Origin of the sequence: Bacillus sp. Marseille-Q3570 (assembly GCF_946151055.1) — a bacterium.
Classification (GTDB): Bacteria; Bacillota; Bacilli; order Bacillales; family Fictibacillaceae; genus Pseudalkalibacillus.
The window spans coordinates 252,519-274,452 of the sequence record NZ_CAMGYZ010000004.1; the positions used below are offsets into that span (position 1 = coordinate 252,519).

Below are 21,934 nucleotides of genomic sequence, written 5' to 3' on the forward strand. Positions count from 1 at the left end.
TTCTATCCACTAATCAAACCTTTAAACGGAAGGATGATACTTTCATAAAACTGTCAGACTCCACTTTTTTTGTTTGCAGTGATTTGTGATATGATGGTTACGGGAAAAATCTTGATAGTAATGAGATAAAGGAGTGTCTATATTGAACGAAGCGGCTAAAACCTTAGATGGCTGGTATTGTTTACATGATTTTCGTACGATGAATTGGGCAGCATGGAAATCCATTTCAAGTGACGAGCGAGAGCATGCGATCCAAGAGCTACTCACTTTTCTTGAAAAATGGGAAGTGACTGAAGCACAACAACAAGGAAGTCACGCATTCTACTCAATCGTAGGACAAAAAGCTGATTTCATGATGATGCTTCTCCGTCCGACAATGCAAGAACTTAATGAAATTGAAACAGCATTCAACAAAACGACTTTTGCAGAGTACACGATTCCTGTCTATTCATATGTTTCAGTCGTAGAGCTGAGCAACTATATGGCTTCTAAAGATGTGGACCCAGAAACAGATCCAATGATCCAGGGACGCTTGAAGCCAACCCTTCCGAAATGGGAGCATGTTTGCTTCTATCCGATGGACAAGCGCCGCGAAGGAAACGACAACTGGTACATGCTTTCAATGGACGAGCGTCGTGATATGATGCGCGGTCACGGCATGATCGGCCGCGGTTATGCAGGTAAAGTGAAGCAAATCATCACCGGTTCAGTCGGTTTCGACGATTGGGAATGGGGCGTTACCCTATTTGCAAACGATGTGCTCCAGTTCAAAAAGCTCGTATACGAAATGCGTTTTGACGAAGTAAGTGCACGTTTTGGTGAATTCGGTTCATTCTACGTAGGTAACATATTGCCGAAAGAAAAAGTAAGCTCCTTCTTAGCTGTATAAACATATTGGATTAATCGACAGCCTTCATCTGAAGGCTGTTTTTGTTTTTCTGAAAAAACTTTGTCCGTGAACAATTTCAGATTGCTCAATCATACGTATAGTAAGTGAAAGCCTACTTCATGGGGGGAATGCAGGTCGTTTCAAATCCCATTGTTTCTATCAGCCTACTGAGGCAGACTGTACTGAGGTCTATTCAATGTATTAATAGTCATAACTTATCCGAGCATCGAGTATACCTGTTTAATAGGGAGTATCATTGAAGATGGGGAGGTTTGTTATGAACTATCCGAATTATCGTCAGAATCAAAACAACATGCAAGGGATGCAAGGGATGCAAGGTATGCCGGGTACTCAAGGCATGCAAGGAATGCAGGCTGTGCCTGGTCAATTCCCATCAGGATTTCCTGGTGCATCGCAAATGAACGGCCAACTCCCGGTCGAACAGTCGTATATTGAGAATATCCTTCGTTTGAACCGGGGTAAAGTTGGAACATTCTATATGACATTCGAAGGCAATCCGAAATGGCCGGCAAAAATTTTCAGAGGTGTAATAGAGGCTGCAGGACGAGATCACATCATCATCAGTGATCCTGAAACAGGAAAACGTTATTTATTATTGATGGTGTACTTGGATTATGTAACGTTTGATGAAGAAATCGAGTACAGTTATCCTTTTAACAATCAAAGTGCTCAAAGCGCTGGACAAATGGTGACTTACTCTCCAAGGTAAGTATTGAGAAAGGGCGGATAACGCATCCATTGATGTGATGACGCCCCTTTTTCATTTTGCTGGTGCTTCATCTCGTTGGTGCCTGGCACCATTTTGAAAGTCTTGCTACAACCAGCTTCCCAATCGGTGCCAGGCACACACTGGGCATGCACTTTAACGGACATGAGAGCCGCTATTTGTCGTTAATAGGGTTGATTTAGGCTCATTTCACCCAAATAACGTCTCTGGTGTCCGTTAAGTCTTCAGAAAAGAGGGTTTGTTCATAAATAAGAGCTCTGGTGTCCGTTAAGCAAAACTGACAAATTCAAATCTAGCCTTCGGGCTTTTTCCTTGAATTAAAAAAAGCAAAAAGAGCTGAAAACTCAAACTCTTTTTGCTGCTGGAAACCTATACTTTCAACATCGCGATGATGATCAGCACCCAGCTGATAATGAACGCCAGACCTCCAAATGGCGTGATGATCCCTAATTTCGAAATTCCGGTCACACTCAATACATACAGACTTCCCGAGAAAAGAATGATCCCTAAAAGCATGATCCACCCTGCTGCCCCAAGCATTGAGGAGTTCGGGAATTTATCAGCTAAAAATGCGACTACGAAGAGTCCGAGTGCATGAAAAATGTGATATTGTACACCTGTTTTGTACACTTCCATCATCTTGGAGGAGAGTTTCGATTCAAGGCCATGAGCTCCAAAAGCACCGAGAACTACGGCTAGGCCCGCATTTAATGCACCTAAAAGAATAAATAATTTAAACATGATTCTTCTCCTTTTGGCATATTGGATTATCGTTACAATGCTTCTTCAAGTGTAATGAAAACTTTTCCGCTTGCCAACCGTTTAAAAAAGACGTCTAACATTTGTCATTTTTCAACTTCTCAAGGACAGCTTGTCCCTCCTTGGTCTTTTCCAACAATTCCTTCAAAGTCGGTAGGTGATCTGTATCATAACCTTGGACCGCTTCCATCACCCGTAACTTGACCTCCTGTTCGATATCTTCCTGATAACGTCTTTCCATCGATATGACTGTCTGTTTGATTTTTGGTTCCAGGCGCTCGAGTATATGCTGAATTGAAGATCTATCATTCTTTTTCTTTGCTTTTTGCACGCTTCCGTATAAATCCATGTCTTTCATTCCTCTCTTCCAAGTGTTCTCCAATTTCTTGAATGGAGCTTTCTAGATTGACAAGTCTCTTTTCAAATTGAAACAAAAGATAAAGTGCCACTACTGTCGGAAAACCGATGTTTGAAATCAAGTTGAACCATCCGACGACATTCGTTCCTTCAAGCATATTTTTCACCTTCCATCCATTTTTTCAAATGATCCAAAGCACGTCGATGTGTTTTTGAAATTGATTGTGGGCTCACATTGAGAGAATGTGCAATTTCCCTCAATTTCCATTCTCTTTGATAGTGTAGATGGATGATTTTCCTTTGACGCTCTGTCAATCTTAAAATGGCTTGGCTCAATATAGGACACTCGAATTCTGTCTGGATATAGTCTTTCAGTGTGTTGTCTTCTGTGAAAATTTTTTCCAAAGCTGTCTCTTCAATGGTGGGAAACTGATTTTTCCGGAGTTTTCGTATATAGTTGATCGCTTGATAATAAATGAATTTCGACATGTAATGAATGAATCGGCATTCAAAACAAAATTGTTGGAAGCGATGATTCAATTCCGTGTATTGATCAACCGATGGAGAATTGATGAATTGCAGCATTTCAATCCGATTATCCTGATGGTTTATAAATGCTGATAAGAGATCCCCCTGTCTTTCTATTTGACGTAATATACGCTCTGCATCTCTCATTTCTGCATCCCTCCCGTTATCCATAAAGCAAACTTGGCTCACCCAAGCCTTAGCGCAGGTTGAGCCTTAGTTGCCCTTATATTGAAGAAAGTATTTATACTTTCTTTAAATGTAAAGCAATTCGAACGTCCAAAAAAACAAACAAAATGCGAACATTTGTTCTTATTTTAAGTATAAAAAAGAGAACACCCTTTGACCATAAGGCTTTTCGGGTGTTCTATGTCCGTGTCTATCGTCCCACTTAAGCGAACAATATGCTCAAGCTTCCCTTTTGCTTTTCGCTGATTCCGTTGTGCTTGGTGTCCGGATGAAAAACGATAACACCAATAGAATCGCTAAGAAAACGATCGGCAGGTTGAACCCGGCATCCGAACCATACGCCTCAGACACGACGCCCACAATCCAGCCAGCGAATGCCCCGCCAATCCCTGCTGCTACATAAACCAGACCGAGGGCCGATCCGCCTGTTCTGCTTAACTTCGTTCCGATAGCGGTTGCAGTTGGAAACAGAACGGAGAAAAACAATCCGGCAACACCAAACAAGTATACCCAGTCATCCACAAACACTTTACTGATCGTGACAAACACAAGGCTTAGTGCTGAAAAAGAAAACAATAGCATTCTTTCACCAAGCTTATTGATCAGCCATCCACCTGCTAAACGCCCCACAGTGAAACAAAGTGAGAATACGGAGATGATCGTTGCAACCATACTGTTCTTTGCTGCTTCAGATGCACCACCGAGAGTCAAGTCTTTTAAATATGTCGGGAAAAAGTTCAAAAAGGACACTTCCGCTGACACATAGAAAATCAAAAAGATCATGACGAGGATGAACTGATATTGGCCAAGCATTTCTTTGAAAGCTGATAGGTTGACCTTATCGACTTCCCCTTCAGGCAGTTTCACACTAAACACATAAAAAATCAAAGCAATCAACAATATAGCGATACCGATATAAAAATAGCGCCAGGAAATTTCGTTTGAAAACATCATCTTCAACACGATCGGAAATAAAAACATTCCGAAACCGTATATTCCCATTGCAATATTGAACATCGTCCCCTGTTTTTCCGGATAGACTGCGGGAACAATTGCATTGGAGGCGACCGTCATCGCTCCGAGACCAAACCCGACGATGAGGTAAAACCCAAGGAAAAACGCGATAGTCTGTGCAAGACCAGTACCGAGAAGCCCTGCTCCCATGATGATACTTCCGATCACCATCATAACTTTCACACCACGTTTATCTGTAAAATAACCGATAATTACACTTGCTAATACAAATCCCCATTGGAAGATGAAAACCACCAGTCCAAACTCACTTAAATCAAGCCCGATATCCCTCTCGACTTCATCGAGGACAATTCCTTTCGTACTTGATAATCCGCCTAATAAGAACATAGTAAAAAACATGATGACAAGGGCTGATAGACTTTTAATTTTCGACATGACACTCTCTCCAATCCTACCTGCTGAATCTTCTCCTATATTGATTCCCGCAGTCCCCAGACTTTACACTTCCAATCATACATTGGATAATGGCGATAGGTTATTTTTAAAAACTCACCTTGTGCAAGTTGATTGGAGAGCAAGGTGCGAGACTCCAGCGAGATCAGCGTGCCTACAACCTGAATAATCTCCTCGCAAGGCATACGACGAGGAAGCTCGCTTCGACAGGACTTTCTTGTAGACGCAGGAGCACAAATGCTTCCTTGAAAAGGAGACTCCTGAGGTCGCAAGGCGACGAGTGGGCTCACCGCACGCCCCGCGGAAAGCGATCATCCTGGAGCGAAAACAAAGACTTTTAAAGAAAACTTGGCGAGACCAAGCCTTTTGTAGGTCGAGCCTTAGTTGCCCTTATACTGAAGACAGTATTTTATACTTTCTTTAAGTGTAAGAGCAACAACAATTGCGAAGGATGAGGTCAAATTTTTCGAAATTCACTTCAAGGAGGTCTGTACGTTGAAACGGCAATGGTGGAAAGAAGCAGTTGTCTATCAAGTGTATTGGAGAAGCTTTTATGATACAGACGGAGATGGATATGGAGATATTAACGGTGTCATAGAAAAATTGGATTACATTAAAAAGTTGGGTGTGGATGTCATCTGGTTGAACCCTGTCTATGAATCACCTGATAAGGACAACGGGTACGATATTTCAGACTACCAATCCATCATGAAAAAGGCTGGAACGATAGAAGATTGGGAGAAGCTTTTAAATGAAACGCACAAACGTGATATGAAATTGATCATGGATCTTGTCGTCAATCATACATCCGATCAACATCACTGGTTCCAGGAATCACGTTCATCAAAGGATAGTCCTAAACGTGATTGGTATATCTGGAAAGATCCAAAACCGGATGGAACCCCGCCGAACAATTGGCGATCTTATTTCACTCCATCTACGTGGGAATTTGATGAAAAGACCGGACAATATTACTTTCATTCATTTGCTGTCGAGCAGCCTGATCTGAATTGGCGGAATCCCGAAGTGAGAGAAGCAATTTTCAATATGATGAAATTCTGGCTGGATAAAGGGATTGATGGATTCAGAATGGATGTCATCAATCTGCTTGCAAAAATTGAAGGGTTTCCAGACGCAAGAACTCCTGAAAAAATAAATTATCTGGGAAATAATCCTGGTATACATGAATATTTACAGGAAATGAACAAGAATGTATTGCGTCATTACGATATCATGACTGTGGGAGAGATTCCTTTTGTCACGCCAGAAGACGGATTAAAATATGTTGGAGAAGACCGAAATGAGCTGGACACCCTCTTCCATTTCCAAGTAGCCGACGATATGCCAGATTGGGATATGCTTCAATATAAAGATATCCAGAAGAAATGGTTTGAAGGAATGTTCAGCAAAGGCTGGAACTCGCAATTCCTGAACAATCATGATCATACAAGACAGGTGACAAGGTACGGAAACGATGGCGAGTATCGTGTGGAATCCGCAAAACTGCTCGCAACAATGGTGCATACGCTGCCTGGAACGCCTTATATTTTTCAGGGTGAAGAGATCGGTATGACTGGTGTAGATTTCAATTCTATTGATGATTATCAGGATATCGCTATGAGAAACAAATACGAAGAGGAAGTCGGGAAAGGAAGAAATCCCGATGAAGTTTTAGAAGAGTTGAAGCCGTTAAGCCGGGATAATTCCAGAACCCCCGTGCAATGGGACGCAACAGAAAATGCGGGCTTTACAGATGGTGAACCATGGATTGCTGTCAATCCAAATTACAAAGAAATCAATGTAGAGAAAGCATTGGAGGACCCTGATTCGATCTTTTACTATTACCAGAAGTTGATCGAGCTTCGAAAAAACAATGATGTCATGGTATATGGTGATTATGAAGATTTGTCTGATGGTGATGAACATCTTTATATGTATACGAGGAGCTTGGACGGTGTCACCTGGCTAGTAGTATTGAATCATTCCGATGAAAATAACAGAATGACCTTACCTGAGGAAAGTTTGAACGCAGAGCTTAAGATCATGAACTACAAGGATGTTTCTCCGGAAGTAGCTGACCGCGATACGACCCTTCGACCACATGAAGCAAGGATCTATCAATATCAAACATCAAAATAATCCAACTTCAATAAGGGAGCGACTCTAGCGCAATGCTTGATCTTCCGCACTTCAACAAATCAGCAAATTAACAATGCTGATCACAGATTTTTTTTGCGGAGATGGAAAGCATTGAGGAGTCCTCCCTTTTTCCTTATATTGGATGTTCAAATTGCTTCACAAATGAGTGAAACGTTTAAACATGCTTATTTTAAATATTGGATTTCAGGCTAAATTCACTCCCTTTCCGCAAGCCTTCTCACATACACAGGATGTGTTGGCTTCGACGTTCACCATAGGACATGGTGGTTTTCAGTCGAAGATCCTTTAAAAATGCGGGGGTCTTACCTGGATCGCTTTTCCTGCAGAGGTATCGCGAATTTCGCTCAAAATAATTTTCAATAAAAGTCAACCAAGGTTTTTTATTTAAAAATCGAATATTGAATCCCCGTTCACCTCTTCATCTTCTTTCAAACGCTTAGAGGACACGTCTTGGATAGGCTGTGGACTCGGTTTATCAACTTTCACCGTTCTAGGCGCTGACGGTTTTTGGTCCGCAGATTCCAACAACAAGTCGCAATATGCTTTGATCGCACTCAGTTCACTCTGAACTTGACTTGAAGATGAACTCTCATCAACCTCTCCTTTAATAGATTCAAGGCGGTCAATCATTTTCTGGACAACTAAACTGGATTGTATACTCAAGAGAATCCCTCTTTCTTCACATCATTCTTTCCTCATTATAAAGGGCTTCTCCCGTCTAGCACAACATAAGTGGAAAATATCACACTACTTCTGCTTTTATGATGTATCCCAAAGCACATGTCTCTTCAGTCGGTAAAACACATACACACTTCGGTTGAGAATGACTGCTTCAAGCTTTCTGACTCCAACAAACGGTACACGATCGGGAAGAGATCCATTTTGCTTATCGTTCAAACCGTGGTGATTAATACGTACAATACTCATAAGTGCAAGCCATACCACTAAACAATACGTAACGATTTCGCTCATCATGAAACCTATACCCCTTTCTCCCTCATCAATTGAATGGGTTCCGAAACAAACATCCACCTCCTCATTCCCGGAACTTATCATCTTATTCATTTATGAATCCAAGTATACGTAATGGTTGTCTCAATGTTTGTCACAATCTGAAAGCCAGAACAAAGAAATTATCTACAAAAAACTTTGAGATTTGCCAATGCAGGTCAAAGTCTTCTATCAATCTTCCCTTCTTCTATTAGAATTCAATCGGATTAACACAAGTTAAGACGTAATATCGGTTATGAAACTTTTGAATAACTAAAATAAAAAGAATGGAAGTCACAACGGGCGTTTTTCATGAACCCATTGTCGCTTCCATTCTTCTAGATGTTTATACCTTTTGGATGAATTTCTGTCTGATATATTCGATTCTTTTTCGATTAACGCCTAAATCTGTATATCCGACTCGGGATGCTGCCCGGACATCGATGATTTTTTTGCTCTCATCAATTAAAAATTCCAAATCGGAAACGACCTTCAGCCACTTTGACTTGCACTCAGCTCGAATATAATCCTTCGCTTCTTCTACCACCTTCGTCCCGCTCATGTTGTTAAGTACTTTCAATATTGTTTCATAGGCATGATCAGAAGAACTGTTGTATGAGATAGGCGAGATATTATGCTTTTCACCAGCACTTTGGGATGACACACAATTTGGAGAGGATGGACAAGCTTCCAAGCTTTTTTTATCATTCATTCTATCTCCTCCTTCACACACCCCTATTTCCCTCCTTACCACTTTAATAATCTCATACACAATGAATTTAATCTTCGCAACAAACGTTATATTGATGTAACGGAGTGTTAATCGATATTTACAGGAAAAGAGGTTTAAACAAGCTGTTATTGTGATATTGAAATAATACATTGACAAAGGAGGTTTTACAAAATGGAAAAACCTATTGTAAGAGAATATGTTAATGATGAAGAGTTGAAGAATGATGTGAAAGACTTGCAGAACAGAGGATTAAATAAAGACGATGTGTACGTAATCTCACATGATGATGACCGGACGAACAGGGTAGCTGGCAGTGCAGATGCCAACACGGTCGGAGTTAAGGAAATGGGACTTGATACAGCTGTCGGAAATATATTCAATAAGAAGGGTGACGAGTTGAGAGCGAAGTTAAAAGAAATGGGATTCTCCCAACTTGAAGCTGATCAATATGAGGAAAGACTTGATGAAGGAAAAATCCTCATGTTAGTAACAGATCACAAAAAGGTACAAGACTGGGTATAGTTTAGGTATATCGATAAGAGGCTGCCCCCAAATGGACAGCTTCTTTTTCTTTGCTCTATTTTTTGAGGTTTTTTTCGTAACCTTTGTTGCTCTTGCACTTAAGAAAGTATAAAATACTTTCTTAAGTATAAGGGCAACTAACGCTCGACCTACAAAAGGCTTGGTCTCGCTAAGTTTTCTTTAAAAATTGTTGATTTCCGCTCCAGGATGCTCGCTTTCCGCGGGGCGTGCGGTGAGCCCACAGGAGTCTGCTCTCCATCAACTTTACACAAGGTGTTTTTTAAAAATGACTCAAAAGCAACAATTTTTTAGAAAAGAGTCTTTGAAATTCAACCCTTTAATAGATTGCAAAAACGATGGTCAGTTCTTCTGTATCGAATTTCAAGGGTAACAACAAGAGTTTCGCTGCATCCGCAATAGAAACTTCGTTTACCACTCGAGGGGTTGTGATGTCTACTGTAATGTCTGCATTCGCTAATTGTGTTGCAATATTGCCAGCGAGGATATTACCCAACTCCCCGATGAAAGAATCAAGCATCTCACCTTCAAATGGCATCCCATACATTTGATTCCCGCATTCTCCAAAAAAAGTTTTTGACGCAATGAAAAGGAGTGAACCATTGATCTCTTTTTCAAGACCTATGATGACACCTGCTTGTTGTGGATCCTTATATTCGAACTTGATTTCGCTTTGAGGCTTTCCCATTTCGAACTCCATTGGTATGACCGTCTTTATGACGCCGATTGCCCCATTCAGTAAACTCGTGATATGTTGTGCTGCCGCCATCGTCATCGACCGAACCCCCAAAGCGAATGATTTCCCTTTATATCGGCTTTTTTCTTTTAAATTAAAGGAAATCAATAAAAAACTACTGATCGAGTCAGTAGTTTTTAACAGCCATCAACGTCACAGGATGTTCCGTCATATGCATCGGATGTGCTGTTTTGTTTATTCAATTCTTCTTCAATGATTTCTGACAGGCGGTCTGCGGGATATAAACCTTGTATCTTCCGGTCACCGATGAAAAATGTGGGAACCGCTCTGATATCTTTCTGTACTGCTGTCCTTAACGCTTCTTGATGTTGTTCCTTATATGTTCTCGAATCAAGCACCTTACGATATTCCGTACCATCCAAGCCAACCTCTTCAGCAAGATCTACCAGAATATCTATTTGGCCAATATCCTTTCCTTCTACAAAAAACGCTTTTAATATTCTATGATTATACTCGTTTGCTTTTCCTTGTTCCTTCGCATATTGGAATCCTTCAAATGGCAAATGAGTTCTTGGTTGAACGGGTGGAAGGTTCATCTCCACGCCTAGTTTTTGAGAAATCGGCTTGACCGATTGATGCCAGGCATTCCGGATATAGTCTGAATCGGGATCAAGCGTGGGCGTCGGATCCGGCCGCAGTTCGTACGGCATCCACTCGACTTCAACATCCTTGCCTTCCATCGCTTCTGCTAGCGGTACCTCCGCTAAATAACAGAACGGTCATACATAATCAGAATAGATTTCTATTTTCAAAGTCATCATATACCTCCTTATCCGTTGATAACATTGCCTCTAAAGAAAACTCGGGCTTTGCCAAGCCTTTTGCGCAGGCTGAGCTTTATTTCCTTGAAAAAGCAATTGGTTTTCCTTCGTACGGTGTATTGCTTCAGAAGCCACCAGCTTGTGCGCTTATATTGAAGAAAGTATTTTATACTTTTTAATTTGGAAAAAGGATTGACCTACAATTGGCCAACCCTTTCCAAATTTACCGCAGGGGTTTCAGCGCTTTTGAAACTTTTGCAACCCGCTCTCCAAGACGACCTGCCATGACCAGGTCAACTTCCTTCGGTTGTTCTCCCCCTTGTGGTCCCGCGATCGTCGATGCAGAATAAGGGGATCCCCCATTCGCCTCTGCAGTCAATTGTTCTGGGTTTTGACCATATGGTAATCCAACATAGATTAACCCAAAATGCATGAATGGTACGAAAGATGTAAGGGCTGTCGCTTCTTGACCACCATGGACAGACCCTGTACTCGTAAACACAGCCGTTGCCTTACCCTCAAGTTCACCGTTCATCCACAATCCACCTGCTGAATCAAGGTATTGTTTCATTTGTGCAGGCATTGAACCATAACGTGTCGGGATTCCCCAAATGATTCCGTCAGCCCACCTCAAGTCGTCATGAGTTGCTTCTGGTACATCGGACTGCATTTCTTGTGCCTTTACATAATACTCCTGAGAAGACATCGCATCCTTCACTTCTACAAACTCTTTCACCCGAACAAGTTTCACTTCAGTATCTTCTACTCGACTTGCTCCTTCTGCAACCGCCTGAGCCATTTGGTAGATATGTCCATAGGCACTGTAATAAGGAATCAAAATTTTCGTTGCCATTTAAACATCACTCCTCTAAAATTTCGTCTGTTTATAAATTCCCATACCTGATTGAAGTTAATCGTATTTCTATAAATTTATACTAGTTTCGTATATCTTGAATTCGAGATATATGTCGTAAAGAAAACTTGGCAAAGCCAAGCCTTAGGCGCAGGCTGAGCCATTAGTTGCACTTATACTGAAGAAAGTATTTTATGCTTTCTTTAAGTGTAAAGAAAACTTGGCATAGCCAAGCTAAAATCAATTCCTTCCCGCAGCGTATTTCCCAAGCTCTTTCAACAACCGGATTGCCTCTGTTTTTTCGTCCTCTGTAATGCCGCTTAAAGCTTGTTTCAACACTTCTTCATGCGAAGGGAAAATATCTTCCATCAACGCCTTTCCTTTTTCCGTCAAAAAGGCATATGTGATTCGTCGATCTTTTTCACACGCTTTTCTTTCTAAGTATCCTTTTTCCTCTAATTTATCGACGACGTACGTGATACTTCCACTTGCCAATAAAATTTTTCCGCCGATTTTTTGTAAAGGATGGGGTCCTTTATGGTAAAGAAGTTCAAGTACTCCGAATTCAGTCAAATTCAGACCAAACCTTTGTATATCTTTCCGAGCCACCTCCATTATCGATTGATATGCGCGGGAAAGTACAACGAATAGTTCCAATGATGAGTCTTTCATATGTGCTGAATCTCCTTTGAGAAATTATCTCGAATTCGAGATAATTATAACGTTCTTCTTTTTGTCCTGTCAAAATATATGATACTCTTTTTACCCTGATTCAGGTAATGAATAAGTTTATTTGTTCAGGAAATTTTTCAAGTGAATTTTGCGACACCCCAGCAGGAAAAGCGCACCAGACAAGACCCCGCAGCGGTTAAGGTTCGACAAACGTCGAAGCCACCACATCCTGTGGAAGTTAGCGAAGAGGCTTGTCGATCACCCACGGAAAGGGAGTGAAGTTCATAGATCCCAATAATATATACATGTCTGTTAAATAAAGAGGAAGAGCTTCGATAAGCCCCTCCCCATTTTAAACTTATGCACCTGCTGATTGAGGTTTCTGCTCAGATTCATTACGTTTGATGAAAAACTGTAAAGCGAATAGGCCGATGAAGATAGCTAGACCATATAAGTCTGTAGAACCTTCTGGATAAATCAACATGATACCTGCAGCGAGTGCCACAATCCGCTCAACCCAATGTGTTTTTCTCATCCAATATCCGATCATTGCCGCTCCAATTGCAATCATACCTAGTACGGATGTGAAGACGATCCACAGGGTCTGATCCCACGTCGTATCGATCATCATCAACTCGGGGGAGTAGACGAATATATACGGGATGATGAAGGCCGCTATGGCCAGTTTTGCCGAATTGACCCCGGTCCTGAGCGGCTCGCCGCCAGAGACCCCCGCAGCTGCGAAGGCAGCCAGAGCTACCGGTGGTGTAATGTCTGCTATTATTCCAAAGTAGAAGACGAACATGTGGGCAGACAATTCAGGTATATCCAGGGCTAATAATGCTGGTGCAGCAATCGTCGCAGTAATGACATAGTTTGCTGTCGTTGGGGAGCCCATACCCAGGATGATCGAGGCCACCATCGTAAAGAATAGTGTAAAGAATAGGATGCCGTTCGATAAATCGATCAAACCTCCTGCCATTTTCAACCCTAGGCCTGTCAGGGTTACAACACCGACGATTATCCCTGCACAAGCTGTTGCTGTCGCGACGCCAATTGCAGTACGGGCACCATTGATCAAAGCTTCAGCAAAATCCTTCGGTCCCATCCGTGTTTCTTTATTGATCGCTCCGACCATGATACAGGAAACAATCGACCAGAGTGCAGCACGTGTAACACTCATCCCAGACATCAGCAATATGACAACAACGAAAATCGGTGCTAAAAGATAGATCTTTTTCAACACTTCTTTCCGGTCCGGCATTTCCTCTTTACTAAGGCCCTTCAACCCGATCTTCTTCGCCTGGAAATGGGTCATGATCCAAATTCCCGTAAAATAAAGCAAAGCTGGAATCGCGGCCGCCTTTGCGATTTCCCAGTACGTGATACCTCCACCGATGAATTCAACCATTAAAAAGGCTGCTGCCCCCATGATCGGTGGCATTAACTGACCTCCTGTAGACGCTGCGGCTTCTACTGCTCCCGCAAATTCTTTCCGATAACCTAGTTTCTTCATCATCGGAATCGTAAAGGAACCTGAAGTTACGACATTTGCGACAGAGCTTCCGGAAATCGTCCCTTGAAGCGCACTAGAGAAAATTGCAACCTTCGCTGGGCCACCGGTACGTCTGCCTGTCAGAGCAACAGCTAGATCATTGAAATATTGTCCAACTCCAGTTTTTACTAAAAACGCTCCGAATAGTAAGAACAGGAAAATGAACGTGGATGAAACTTTCAATGGTGTTCCAAGAATCCCTTCCGTCGTAAAGAACATTGTACGGATGATCCGTTCGATTCCAATTCCACGATGCTGCAGGAACCCGGGCATGATCGGTCCTAAATAAGCGTAAGACAAGAAGACCACCGCAATAATCGTAATCGGAAGACCGACTACCCTGCGTGTCGCTTCTAGTACGAGTACGATCGCAAGCACTCCCACCAGAAGGTCGATCGTTTCAAGTCGTCCGACCCTTTGTACGAGTTCGTTGATATTCATAGGCCAATACAAGCCTACCACTACACTTAGCAACGCCAATATTCCATCCAGCCACGTAATCTGGAACTTCCGTTTTGCATCCTTCAAACGGTTCTTTTTTGAGGCTGGGAATAGTAAAAAAGCTAACGCCAAAGCAAATCCCAGGTGAATGGATCGGTGAACCTGTGGTGAAAAGCGAACTAATGTCGATGTATATAATTGATATAAAGAAAAGCTTAAAAGTAGAATGATGACGACCCAACCAAGAATTCCTTTCAATTTACGGTAACCGGCTTCAGGATCGTATTTTGCCATCATTTGCTCTAATTCTTCATCTGTAACCTGCTGATCTTTTTTCAATCCTTTTTCATCCAAAAATCTCATCTCCTTTCAGCCGTTGCCATAGATTCATAGGTTGAACCTTCAAACGGATCCAGCTGCCTGATTTGACAACCTGATCCAAAGGGAACCTATCATTGTTTAGAATCAATGTATGATTTGCTATTACTTGTCCGATTCGAACATCAATATAAGGAAAAATCCTATTCATATTGGTAATGTAATAGGTCCCGTCCTTTTCAACGAACTTTTCCTCCCCCGTAGCATTAGATGGCATGCCGATGGCGAAGTTTTCATAAGCTAGTTCTGTTTGAACGATTTCTTTGTTTTCATTGATTTCATATGTTTCCATCACGGGTGTTTTATGCACCGAGTGGGTATATTGAATGTGAAAACCAGCATTCTCTTCTACCTTCACATACGCAAGGACCTTCCCGCTATTTTCGAAAGATATGGCTAATACTTTTCCATAAGGTATAAGTACTATTAAAATAAGCCCGATCATGACAATCAAGCTGCTCAAAATCTTCGTATATTTTTTCATCATCCAACACATCCGGACAAAGCCAATGATATAAGGAAGGCTGACTCAATCAGTATGTGACGTCACCCATAAACAAGGGATGGAATGGTGTCACACTTCGGTTTTGAGCCAGCCTCATTCACTCACTAGGTTATTATTTCAAGCCTTCTTCTTTAAAATATTTCTCTGCACCTGGGTGAAGATCGATTCCGACACCATCAAGGGCTTTTTCTGGGCTGATCAACTTACCTTTTGCATGCTTGACGCCATCAACATTGTCAAAGAACGCTTTTGTCAAGTTGTAAACAGCGTCTTCACTCAAATCTGCACGTGCTACAAGCATCGCTAATACAGCAACAGTTTCCACATCTTCTTCAAGTCCATATGTGCCTGCAGGAATCGTGTCTTCTGCATAGAATGGATACTTGTCGCTAAGTTCTTTTGCTTTGTCAGCAGCTACTGGAACAATACGAACCGGCTTTTGAGCAGAAAGTCCTTCCACTGCTCCGGTCGGTGCACCTGATGTAATGAAGGCTGCATCGATATCGCCATCCTGCATCAGTTCAGTAGATTCATCAAATGCAAGGTTTTCGACTTTGATATCATCAAGCGTCAATCCATGGATCTCAAGGATCTGTTTCGCATTTTCTGCTGTTCCACTTCCAACATCACCAATGGAAACCCTTTTCCCTTTCAGATCTTCCACAGACTCGATGTCACTATCTTTCAAAACTACGATTTGAATTGTTTCAGGGTATAATGTACCGATAGCTTGTACATTATCAGTTGCTGAATCTTCGAACATGAGTTTTCCATCGACTGCATAACTCGCAATGTCCGTTTGGGTGAATGCTAAATCAGCTTCCCCATCTTGAAGGGTTTGCATATTTTCTACAGAAGCTCCAGAAGCCTGTGCTGAAACTGTTTTCTCTGTGTTGTCAGACATGATCGTTGCAATTTCCCCGCCAAGTGGATAATATGTACCACCCGTACCGCCAGTCAGCATGCTGATTTCTTCTGGGTCAGCGTCTGCTCCGCCGCCAAGTGATCCACAGCCTGCCAATACCATTGCAAGAGCTAGCAAGCTGACGAATGCAAGCGAGATTTTTTTAAACATCATGTATAACATCCCCCTTTTCGAATGTATAATCATACTTATTTTACCATAGTAAATAGTACAAGAGTAGGAAAAAAATTAATTTTTATCAATAATTTGAATCTTTTGATAGTTTCAAATGCCAATTAATAAGTAAAGGACGTTGAAGAATGCTGCTTTTCGCAAAAACAAATGTCCAGGGCATAGAGGTATTAGATGAGAGCACAACCTGGGATAAATCGAAACGGGATGAAGCGACCAAACCTCTTTCTTTTTCATAATAGTCGAGGAGGATATCGGCTGCTTTAAATGTTTCACTTGTGCCGTTTTGGATAAGGACCATTGCTAACAAAGACCCTTGATGGTTCATTGCCGCTCGGATCGGCGTCCATGTCAGTTTTCCTTCTTGTATAGGTGATTTCTTATGTAACTGTTCAATTCTGTTTCGATCTTGGTTTGCAATCGCCCTTTCCCAAGAAGGGTCAAAAATCAATTTATCACCCATCGGTTTGTCCTTTCTATTCGTGAAATTAAATGGATGTTTTCGCAAACTTTGTTGCTCTTGCACTTAAAGAAAGTATAAAATACTTTCTTCAGTATAAGGGCACTAAGGCTCGACCTACAAAAGGCTTGGTCTCGCCAAGTTTTCTTTAAAAGTGGTTGATTTCCGCTCCAGGATACTCGTTTTCCGCGGGGCGTGCGGTGAGACCACTCGTCGCTTGCGACATGGAATGGTCTCACCTGTCCCGCTGAAAAAGAAAGAGGGATTGAAACGGTCCGCCCTTTCTCCACTGGAATTATCCAACTTCCATTTCCAGTTCTTCTATCCGTTTTTCAAGGTATTTTGTATCTTTTTGCGCATGGAAGGTTTCTGATTTTTCGACAATGACGGCTGTATTATACTCAGGGATCCCTGCGTATTGCTCATAAACCCCTTTTGGAATGAGGACATTTCCTTCAGGCCAATGCACCTGGATGTTGCCGGGTTTCACATCGACAAATCGAGCTTTCCCATGGAATAATCCATGTTTGTTATAAACAACGATTGCATCCCCCTGCTCGATTCCGTATTTTTTTCCGTCTTCTTCATTCATCAAAACATCATAACGTTCCGCCTGATTGAACGGGTCCTGATCGGAATAGATCATGGAATTGAATTGCTTGCCTCGTCGCGTGGTCACATAAAAGTGTCCTTCAGCTTTGCGGAGCTCTGGAAGTTCCATCGCGATCAGATTACCTTTCCTATCAGATGTCGGGCATACACCATCTTCACAAAGCCAGGCTCCGCCCCATTGGAATACATCACCTTTCTCTTTCAATTGCTGGATTCCATCATAATTCGGAGCCGCTTCAGCAATTTCTTCACGGATTTCCTGCGCATCGTTAAAATCAATAAGGTGTGCTCGTTCAGGGCTTACGCGCTTTGCCAAATCCACGTAGATTTCCCACTCGGAGCGCGCTTCTTCTATTCGAGGACCTTTGATTTCCGGTGAAAAGTATACCATTCGTTCCGTAGAAGTCGAAGTTCCTCCTCCAGGTTGCTCATATCGGGTCATTGCTGGTAGTACGATCACTGCTTCTTTCGCATCAACAAAGGTGGATGTATTGAAAATGATATCCTGATGTACACGTATATCAACGCTTTCCAGGCACTGCTTGACAAAATCAGGGTTCGGCATCGTCTCGAGGAAATTCCCCCCTGACATGTAGTAAAGCTTCAATTTTCGTTCATGCTCTTCTGGAAGCAAAGCATTTTCAAGGGAAACACCGACAATATCACCCTGCCATCTTGGTATATCGAATCCCCATACCTTTTCAACACGCTCAACGTTTTGATCAGTGAATCCGCCTCCTGGTAGAACGAAAGGATCAGCACCCATCTCTCCAGAACCCTGGACTCCGGAATGCCCGCGAATCGGCATGACACCGCAATGTTCTCTTCCTAAAAATCCTTGTAAAAGTGCAAGGTTGGCAACTTGCGACACATTATCCGTGCCGAAGCGATGCTGTGTCAAGCCCATCGACCAGACGAATACAGCAGAATCTGATTTTGCTAATACGATTGCAAGCTCTTCGATTCGTTCTTTTGATAGTCCGGACGATTTTTCAAGGGTCTCCCAATCATAGGACTGGACTTTTTCTTTCAGTTCATCAAGGCCATTGACATGCTCCCGTATGAAATCATGGTTGATTGCAGAGCCTGGTGCTTTCTCTTCCATCTCGAACCAGTGCTTCATGATCCCATGCATGAAGGCAATGTCACCGCCAATATTAACCTGGTAAACGTCATCCGCAATTTTTGTACCAAATAAAGCTGACTCAGCAATCGAAGGAATCCAATATTTCTCCATGGATGGTTCGTAGTAAGGGTTGATGATGATGATTTTCGTCCCTCTGCGTTTCGCTGCGTACATATATTTTGTTGAAACTGGCTGGTTATTAGCTGCAACAGAACCCCAGAACACAAGGACATCGGTTCCGATCCAATCTTTATAATTACAGCTGGAAGCGCCGATCCCTAGTGACCTGGTCAATGCAGTTTTTGAAGGTGAGTGACAGATTCGTGAGGCATTATCGATGTTATTCGTACCTAAGAAACGTGCAACCTTCGCTGCCGTGTAATACGATTCATTCGTTATACCACGTGATGTCAAATAGAATCCGTACTGTTTCGGGTCAAGTTTCTTCATTTTCTCTGCCACCAGGTCAAGAGCGTCATCCCAGGAAAGGCGGCTGAACTTCTTTTCACCCGGCTTTCGAATCAATGGATAGGGAATCCTTCCTAGTTTCCGTAATTCTGTACTACTCTTTTTCCTTAGCTCATCAACATCTGCGTGGATGACTTCAGGCTTCATCTCAGGCATCGTATTCAATCGTAAAACATTCAACCTTGTCGTACACAAATGTGGTCCTTGTAACGTTTGGTCCTGTAAACCGGCAACTCCAAGGGCGCAGCCATCGCAAACGCCTTGAGTCAAAATTCGTGTTGCATAAGGAAGATTGTCTTTGTTTTCCCATGCAACTTTTACCGTATCCCGTATGTGATGCGGCTTTATTTTACCCAATCCGAATGGAACTTTGCTCACCCATAAGGATGGGTCGGGATTCTTTTTCAGTTTCATCGGACCAGTGTGTTTCGTCTTCCCCATTTAATTTCACCTTCCCCAATCACCCAAAGATGACCAATTTTATAGTTTAATAGTATTATGAAAGCGGATTCAATTCAACATTGTCACACTGTTATTCAGTTATCGCTTGTTTATCGTATCAGATTCTCGGAGAAAATTGTCAGTATATGTCCTTTCTTATAAAAGGAGTTCGGTTCAATACTGTTGAAATTAGTTATCAGATTACATAAAAGGAGTCGCTAAGAATGAGGGAAAGTTATAAACTGCGCAATGAGGATTGGTTGGAACGTGCCACGATCCTTGAAATCCAAAAAGTGATGAACAATGGTGAGCTGTCTTCATTGCAGCTTGTAAGCCGTTGTCTGGAATATATCGCAAAAAACAACCATGCCTCGGCGAATTTAGATGCTGTACTTGAAGTGAATCCAGAGGCATTGCAAATTGCGGAAGCTCTGGATGCAGAACGGAAACTGAAAGGGATGAGAGGTCTTCTGCACGGGATCCCAGTCCTTTTAAAAGATAATATCGGTACAGCAGACTTGATGCATACGAGCGCCGGATCACTTGCACTCGCGGACCACTATGCTGAAGAAGATGCGACAGTCGCACTGAAACTCCGTAAAGCCGGTGCTGTCATTTTAGGTAAAGCGAATATGACAGAGTGGGCGAATTTCATGAGCATGTCGATGAAAAATGGGTACAGCTCCAGAGGTGGGCAAGTACTCAATCCGTATGGAAGTCATTTTGATGTCGGGGGTTCAAGCTCCGGCTCGGCGGTTGCCGTATCGGCACATTTCTCTACACTTGCCATCGGTACTGAAACTTCCGGCTCAATCCTAAGCCCTGCAAGTCAGAACAATGTTGTCGGGATCAAGCCGACAGTGGGACTTATCAGCCGTGCTGGGATCATCCCGTTGTCACACAGTCAAGATACTGCTGGACCGATTGCGCGTTCTGTAACTGATGCAGTAATCTTGTTAGGGGCATTGACAGGGCAGGATCAAAAAGATAGAATCACCCAAACAAGCATCGAGCGGGGCTATCGCGACTACACCTCTTTTTTGAATGCAAATGCGCTTCATGGCGCAAGAATCGGTGTAGCCCGCACCCTTTATATCGATATTCTCCCTGAACCGCAACGGAAGGTGATGGACAAAGCGATCGAGGATATTCGGGATGCGGGCGCCACGATCGTTGAACTTGAATCGATTTCTCCGATGGAGTCTGATCAAACGTGGGATTACAACGTCCTAAGGTATGAATTCAAATCTGATCTGAATGCGTATTTGAGTAAATTGCCGTCCACCTCTCCAGTCCACTCTTTATCAGATGTGATCCGGTTTAATGAGGAGAATCAGGATCGTGCATTGAAATATGGCCAAGATATCCTGATTGAATCAGATAAGACATCAGGTACATTGACAGAACCAGAATATATTGAAAGTCGATTGCGTGACCTGCAGCTTTCCCGGACAAGGGGAATCGATGTGGTAATGGCGGAGCATCAACTGGATGCCCTCCTTTTTCCTAACTCAAATGGTGCAGGGGTCTCCGCTAAGGCAGGTTACCCATCCATCGCTGTACCTGGAGGCTTTACAGAAGAGGGGCAGCCTGTAGGAGTAGTATTCTCTGGCCTTGCATACAGTGAACCTTCCTTGATTGGTCTGGCATATGCGTATGAACAAGCGACGAAACATCGTAAGCCGCCGGAGTTGACGTGAGGAGACCTTTTTTTTCGAGTCTCCTCGTTTTTTGGAGGTTCACTTCATAGCACTTCAATCGGATCATCAATATTGATTGTGCCGGTCTTTTTTACGGATGCATAAACACCGAAGATCTGTTTGTTTTCTTTGACGACGGTCTTTAGAACGTTCGTATCGACTTCCTGGGTTTTGGAGTCAACATTTACGTAAGCACAGCGTTCACAGCCTTTTTCAACATGCAGGATTACATCATTTATCTTGATGTCTTTGCCGATCCAAGATTCTTCTGCAAAAGGTTTTGCCTCCCCAAAATCCATTACCAGATTCGGGCGGAAACGCAGCATATCCATTTCCTCCCGATTACATAACTTTTTCAGTTCTTTCAACGATTCTTTGCTCGTAAGCAATAACGGCGAATCCCAATATGAGGGCCCTGTGCTGTCCGGATCAGTATGTACCAAAGAGATACTCATCCCTGCTTTATCCTCAAGATCCTTTTGTACATTCATGTCATCTTGCTCAAAACGCTGGCCATCTTTTATGAATACGAGTGTGCCCTCTTCTTCTAGTTTCACATCGTAATCCAATAGGAATGGTGAATCCGGGATTGTGAGATGGTTTCCTGGCTTATCACTCTTTTCCCATGCGAATACCCTGTCCCCTCCCACCCCATATTCATGGACTCGGACTGCTGATAAAAATTCACCTTGCATGGATTTTACGGGATAACGGATCAAATCTGTCACTGTACCTGCATGCATAATGAATGACCTCCCATTTTTTCTTTATTGTTTACTATACTGAACAAC

The 21,934-nt window shown here is 42.5% G+C and carries 22 protein-coding genes and 1 pseudogene; 5 read left to right on the forward strand and 18 right to left on the reverse strand.

All coding sequences use genetic code 11. The features are described 5' to 3' along the window. Positions 1 to 142: 142 nt before the first annotated feature. Both hemQ and gerQ read left to right on the forward strand, forming a co-directional pair. Positions 143 to 889 (forward strand): hydrogen peroxide-dependent heme synthase, encoded by a 747-nt coding sequence (hemQ, locus tag N8M93_RS09095; protein ID WP_261131170.1) that lies wholly within the window; start codon positions 143 to 145, stop codon positions 887 to 889. 277 nt (positions 890 to 1,166) lie between these two features. Beyond that, positions 1,167 to 1,619 carry a spore coat protein GerQ gene (gene gerQ / locus N8M93_RS09100; RefSeq protein WP_396125474.1) on the forward strand — a complete coding sequence of 151 codons (453 nt, stop codon included), beginning with the start codon at positions 1,167 to 1,169 and terminating at the stop codon, positions 1,617 to 1,619. Between the two features lie 387 nt (positions 1,620 to 2,006). Here the strand turns inward: gerQ and N8M93_RS09105 are convergent, their stop codons facing one another. The 5 genes from N8M93_RS09105 to N8M93_RS09125 form a co-directional block, all read right to left on the reverse strand. Then, positions 2,007 to 2,378: a DUF423 domain-containing protein gene (locus N8M93_RS09105; RefSeq protein ID WP_221567363.1), complete on the reverse strand. Its 372-nt coding sequence runs from the start codon at positions 2,376 to 2,378 to the stop codon at positions 2,007 to 2,009. Positions 2,379 to 2,472: 94 nt separating this feature from the next. Beyond that, a complete protein-coding gene (locus N8M93_RS09110; protein ID WP_261131172.1) occupies positions 2,473 to 2,754 on the reverse strand; it encodes a helix-turn-helix domain-containing protein in 282 nt (93 codons plus the stop codon). Further along, positions 2,702 to 2,911: a YvrJ family protein gene (locus tag N8M93_RS09115; protein WP_221567365.1), complete on the reverse strand. Its 210-nt coding sequence runs from the start codon at positions 2,909 to 2,911 to the stop codon at positions 2,702 to 2,704. Before N8M93_RS09115 ends, N8M93_RS09110 begins: the two co-directional genes overlap by 53 nt. Continuing rightward, positions 2,904 to 3,428 (reverse strand): sigma-70 family RNA polymerase sigma factor, encoded by a 525-nt coding sequence (locus N8M93_RS09120; RefSeq protein WP_261131173.1) that lies wholly within the window; start codon positions 3,426 to 3,428, stop codon positions 2,904 to 2,906. The genes N8M93_RS09115 and N8M93_RS09120 overlap by 8 nt, the downstream gene beginning before the upstream one ends. 258 nt (positions 3,429 to 3,686) lie before the next feature. Further along, positions 3,687 to 4,877 (reverse strand): sugar MFS transporter, encoded by a 1,191-nt coding sequence (locus tag N8M93_RS09125; RefSeq protein WP_261131174.1) that lies wholly within the window; start codon positions 4,875 to 4,877, stop codon positions 3,687 to 3,689. Between the two features lie 513 nt (positions 4,878 to 5,390). On the opposite strand from N8M93_RS09125, the gene N8M93_RS09130 reads away from it, so the two are divergent. Continuing rightward, positions 5,391 to 7,034 carry an alpha-glucosidase gene (locus N8M93_RS09130; RefSeq protein WP_261131175.1) on the forward strand — a complete coding sequence of 548 codons (1,644 nt, stop codon included), beginning with the start codon at positions 5,391 to 5,393 and terminating at the stop codon, positions 7,032 to 7,034. Positions 7,035 to 7,439: 405 nt separating this feature from the next. On the opposite strand, the gene N8M93_RS09135 is transcribed toward N8M93_RS09130, so the two are convergent. The 3 genes from N8M93_RS09135 to N8M93_RS09145 all read right to left on the reverse strand — a co-directional run bounded on the left by N8M93_RS09135 (position 7,440) and on the right by N8M93_RS09145 (position 8,757). After that, positions 7,440 to 7,718, reverse strand: a complete 279-nt coding sequence (locus tag N8M93_RS09135) for a YwdI family protein (protein ID WP_261131177.1) — start codon at positions 7,716 to 7,718, stop codon at positions 7,440 to 7,442. Between the two features lie 96 nt (positions 7,719 to 7,814). Continuing rightward, on the reverse strand, positions 7,815 to 8,030 hold the full coding sequence (locus tag N8M93_RS09140) for a hypothetical protein (protein WP_261131179.1): 216 nt from the start codon (positions 8,028 to 8,030) through the stop codon (positions 7,815 to 7,817). A 361-nt stretch (positions 8,031 to 8,391) separates the two neighbouring features. Continuing rightward, complete coding sequence (locus tag N8M93_RS09145; RefSeq protein WP_261131181.1) at positions 8,392 to 8,757, reverse strand: DUF1499 domain-containing protein; 366 nt, start codon at positions 8,755 to 8,757, stop codon at positions 8,392 to 8,394. Between the two features lie 192 nt (positions 8,758 to 8,949). Here N8M93_RS09145 and N8M93_RS09150 point away from each other — a divergent pair, with 192 nt between their 5' ends. Continuing rightward, the gene (locus tag N8M93_RS09150) at positions 8,950 to 9,300 is read left to right on the forward strand and encodes a general stress protein (RefSeq protein ID WP_261131183.1); all 351 of its coding nucleotides are present in this window, start codon (positions 8,950 to 8,952) and stop codon (positions 9,298 to 9,300) included. A 337-nt stretch (positions 9,301 to 9,637) separates the two neighbouring features. Here N8M93_RS09150 and N8M93_RS09155 read toward each other — a convergent pair whose 3' ends face one another. The 9 genes and pseudogenes from N8M93_RS09155 to N8M93_RS09195 all read right to left on the reverse strand — a co-directional run bounded on the left by N8M93_RS09155 (position 9,638) and on the right by N8M93_RS09195 (position 19,443). Further along, the gene (locus N8M93_RS09155) at positions 9,638 to 10,093 is read right to left on the reverse strand and encodes a chemotaxis protein CheX (protein ID WP_261131185.1); all 456 of its coding nucleotides are present in this window, start codon (positions 10,091 to 10,093) and stop codon (positions 9,638 to 9,640) included. Positions 10,094 to 10,191: 98 nt separating this feature from the next. Beyond that, positions 10,192 to 10,782, reverse strand: a pseudogene (locus N8M93_RS09160) (DsbA family protein); the annotation flags it as partial. Positions 10,783 to 11,059: 277 nt separating this feature from the next. Beyond that, on the reverse strand, positions 11,060 to 11,689 hold the full coding sequence (wrbA, locus tag N8M93_RS09165) for an NAD(P)H:quinone oxidoreductase (RefSeq protein ID WP_261131189.1): 630 nt from the start codon (positions 11,687 to 11,689) through the stop codon (positions 11,060 to 11,062). Positions 11,690 to 11,929: 240 nt separating this feature from the next. Continuing rightward, complete coding sequence (locus N8M93_RS09170; protein ID WP_261131191.1) at positions 11,930 to 12,361, reverse strand: MarR family winged helix-turn-helix transcriptional regulator; 432 nt, start codon at positions 12,359 to 12,361, stop codon at positions 11,930 to 11,932. A 358-nt stretch (positions 12,362 to 12,719) separates the two neighbouring features. Continuing rightward, entirely contained in the window at positions 12,720 to 14,654 is a 1,935-nt protein-coding gene (locus tag N8M93_RS09175) for a TRAP transporter permease (protein ID WP_261131460.1), read from the reverse strand. A gap of 49 nt (positions 14,655 to 14,703) precedes the next feature. Then, a complete protein-coding gene (locus tag N8M93_RS09180; RefSeq protein WP_261131193.1) occupies positions 14,704 to 15,222 on the reverse strand; it encodes a DUF1850 domain-containing protein in 519 nt (172 codons plus the stop codon). 130 nt (positions 15,223 to 15,352) lie between these two features. Continuing rightward, positions 15,353 to 16,318 carry a TAXI family TRAP transporter solute-binding subunit gene (locus N8M93_RS09185; protein WP_261131194.1) on the reverse strand — a complete coding sequence of 322 codons (966 nt, stop codon included), beginning with the start codon at positions 16,316 to 16,318 and terminating at the stop codon, positions 15,353 to 15,355. Between the two features lie 85 nt (positions 16,319 to 16,403). Then, on the reverse strand, positions 16,404 to 16,799 hold the full coding sequence (locus tag N8M93_RS09190) for an SLAP domain-containing protein (RefSeq protein ID WP_261131196.1): 396 nt from the start codon (positions 16,797 to 16,799) through the stop codon (positions 16,404 to 16,406). A 292-nt stretch (positions 16,800 to 17,091) separates the two neighbouring features. After that, on the reverse strand, positions 17,092 to 19,443 hold the full coding sequence (locus N8M93_RS09195) for an FdhF/YdeP family oxidoreductase (RefSeq protein ID WP_261131198.1): 2,352 nt from the start codon (positions 19,441 to 19,443) through the stop codon (positions 17,092 to 17,094). Between the two features lie 224 nt (positions 19,444 to 19,667). Between N8M93_RS09195 and N8M93_RS09200 the strand changes: the two genes are divergently transcribed. Continuing rightward, entirely contained in the window at positions 19,668 to 21,143 is a 1,476-nt protein-coding gene (locus tag N8M93_RS09200) for an amidase family protein (RefSeq protein ID WP_261131200.1), read from the forward strand. 44 nt (positions 21,144 to 21,187) lie between these two features. On the opposite strand, the gene N8M93_RS09205 is transcribed toward N8M93_RS09200, so the two are convergent. Next, complete coding sequence (locus N8M93_RS09205; RefSeq protein WP_261131201.1) at positions 21,188 to 21,886, reverse strand: MOSC domain-containing protein; 699 nt, start codon at positions 21,884 to 21,886, stop codon at positions 21,188 to 21,190. Between the last annotated feature and the right edge of the window lie 48 nt (positions 21,887 to 21,934).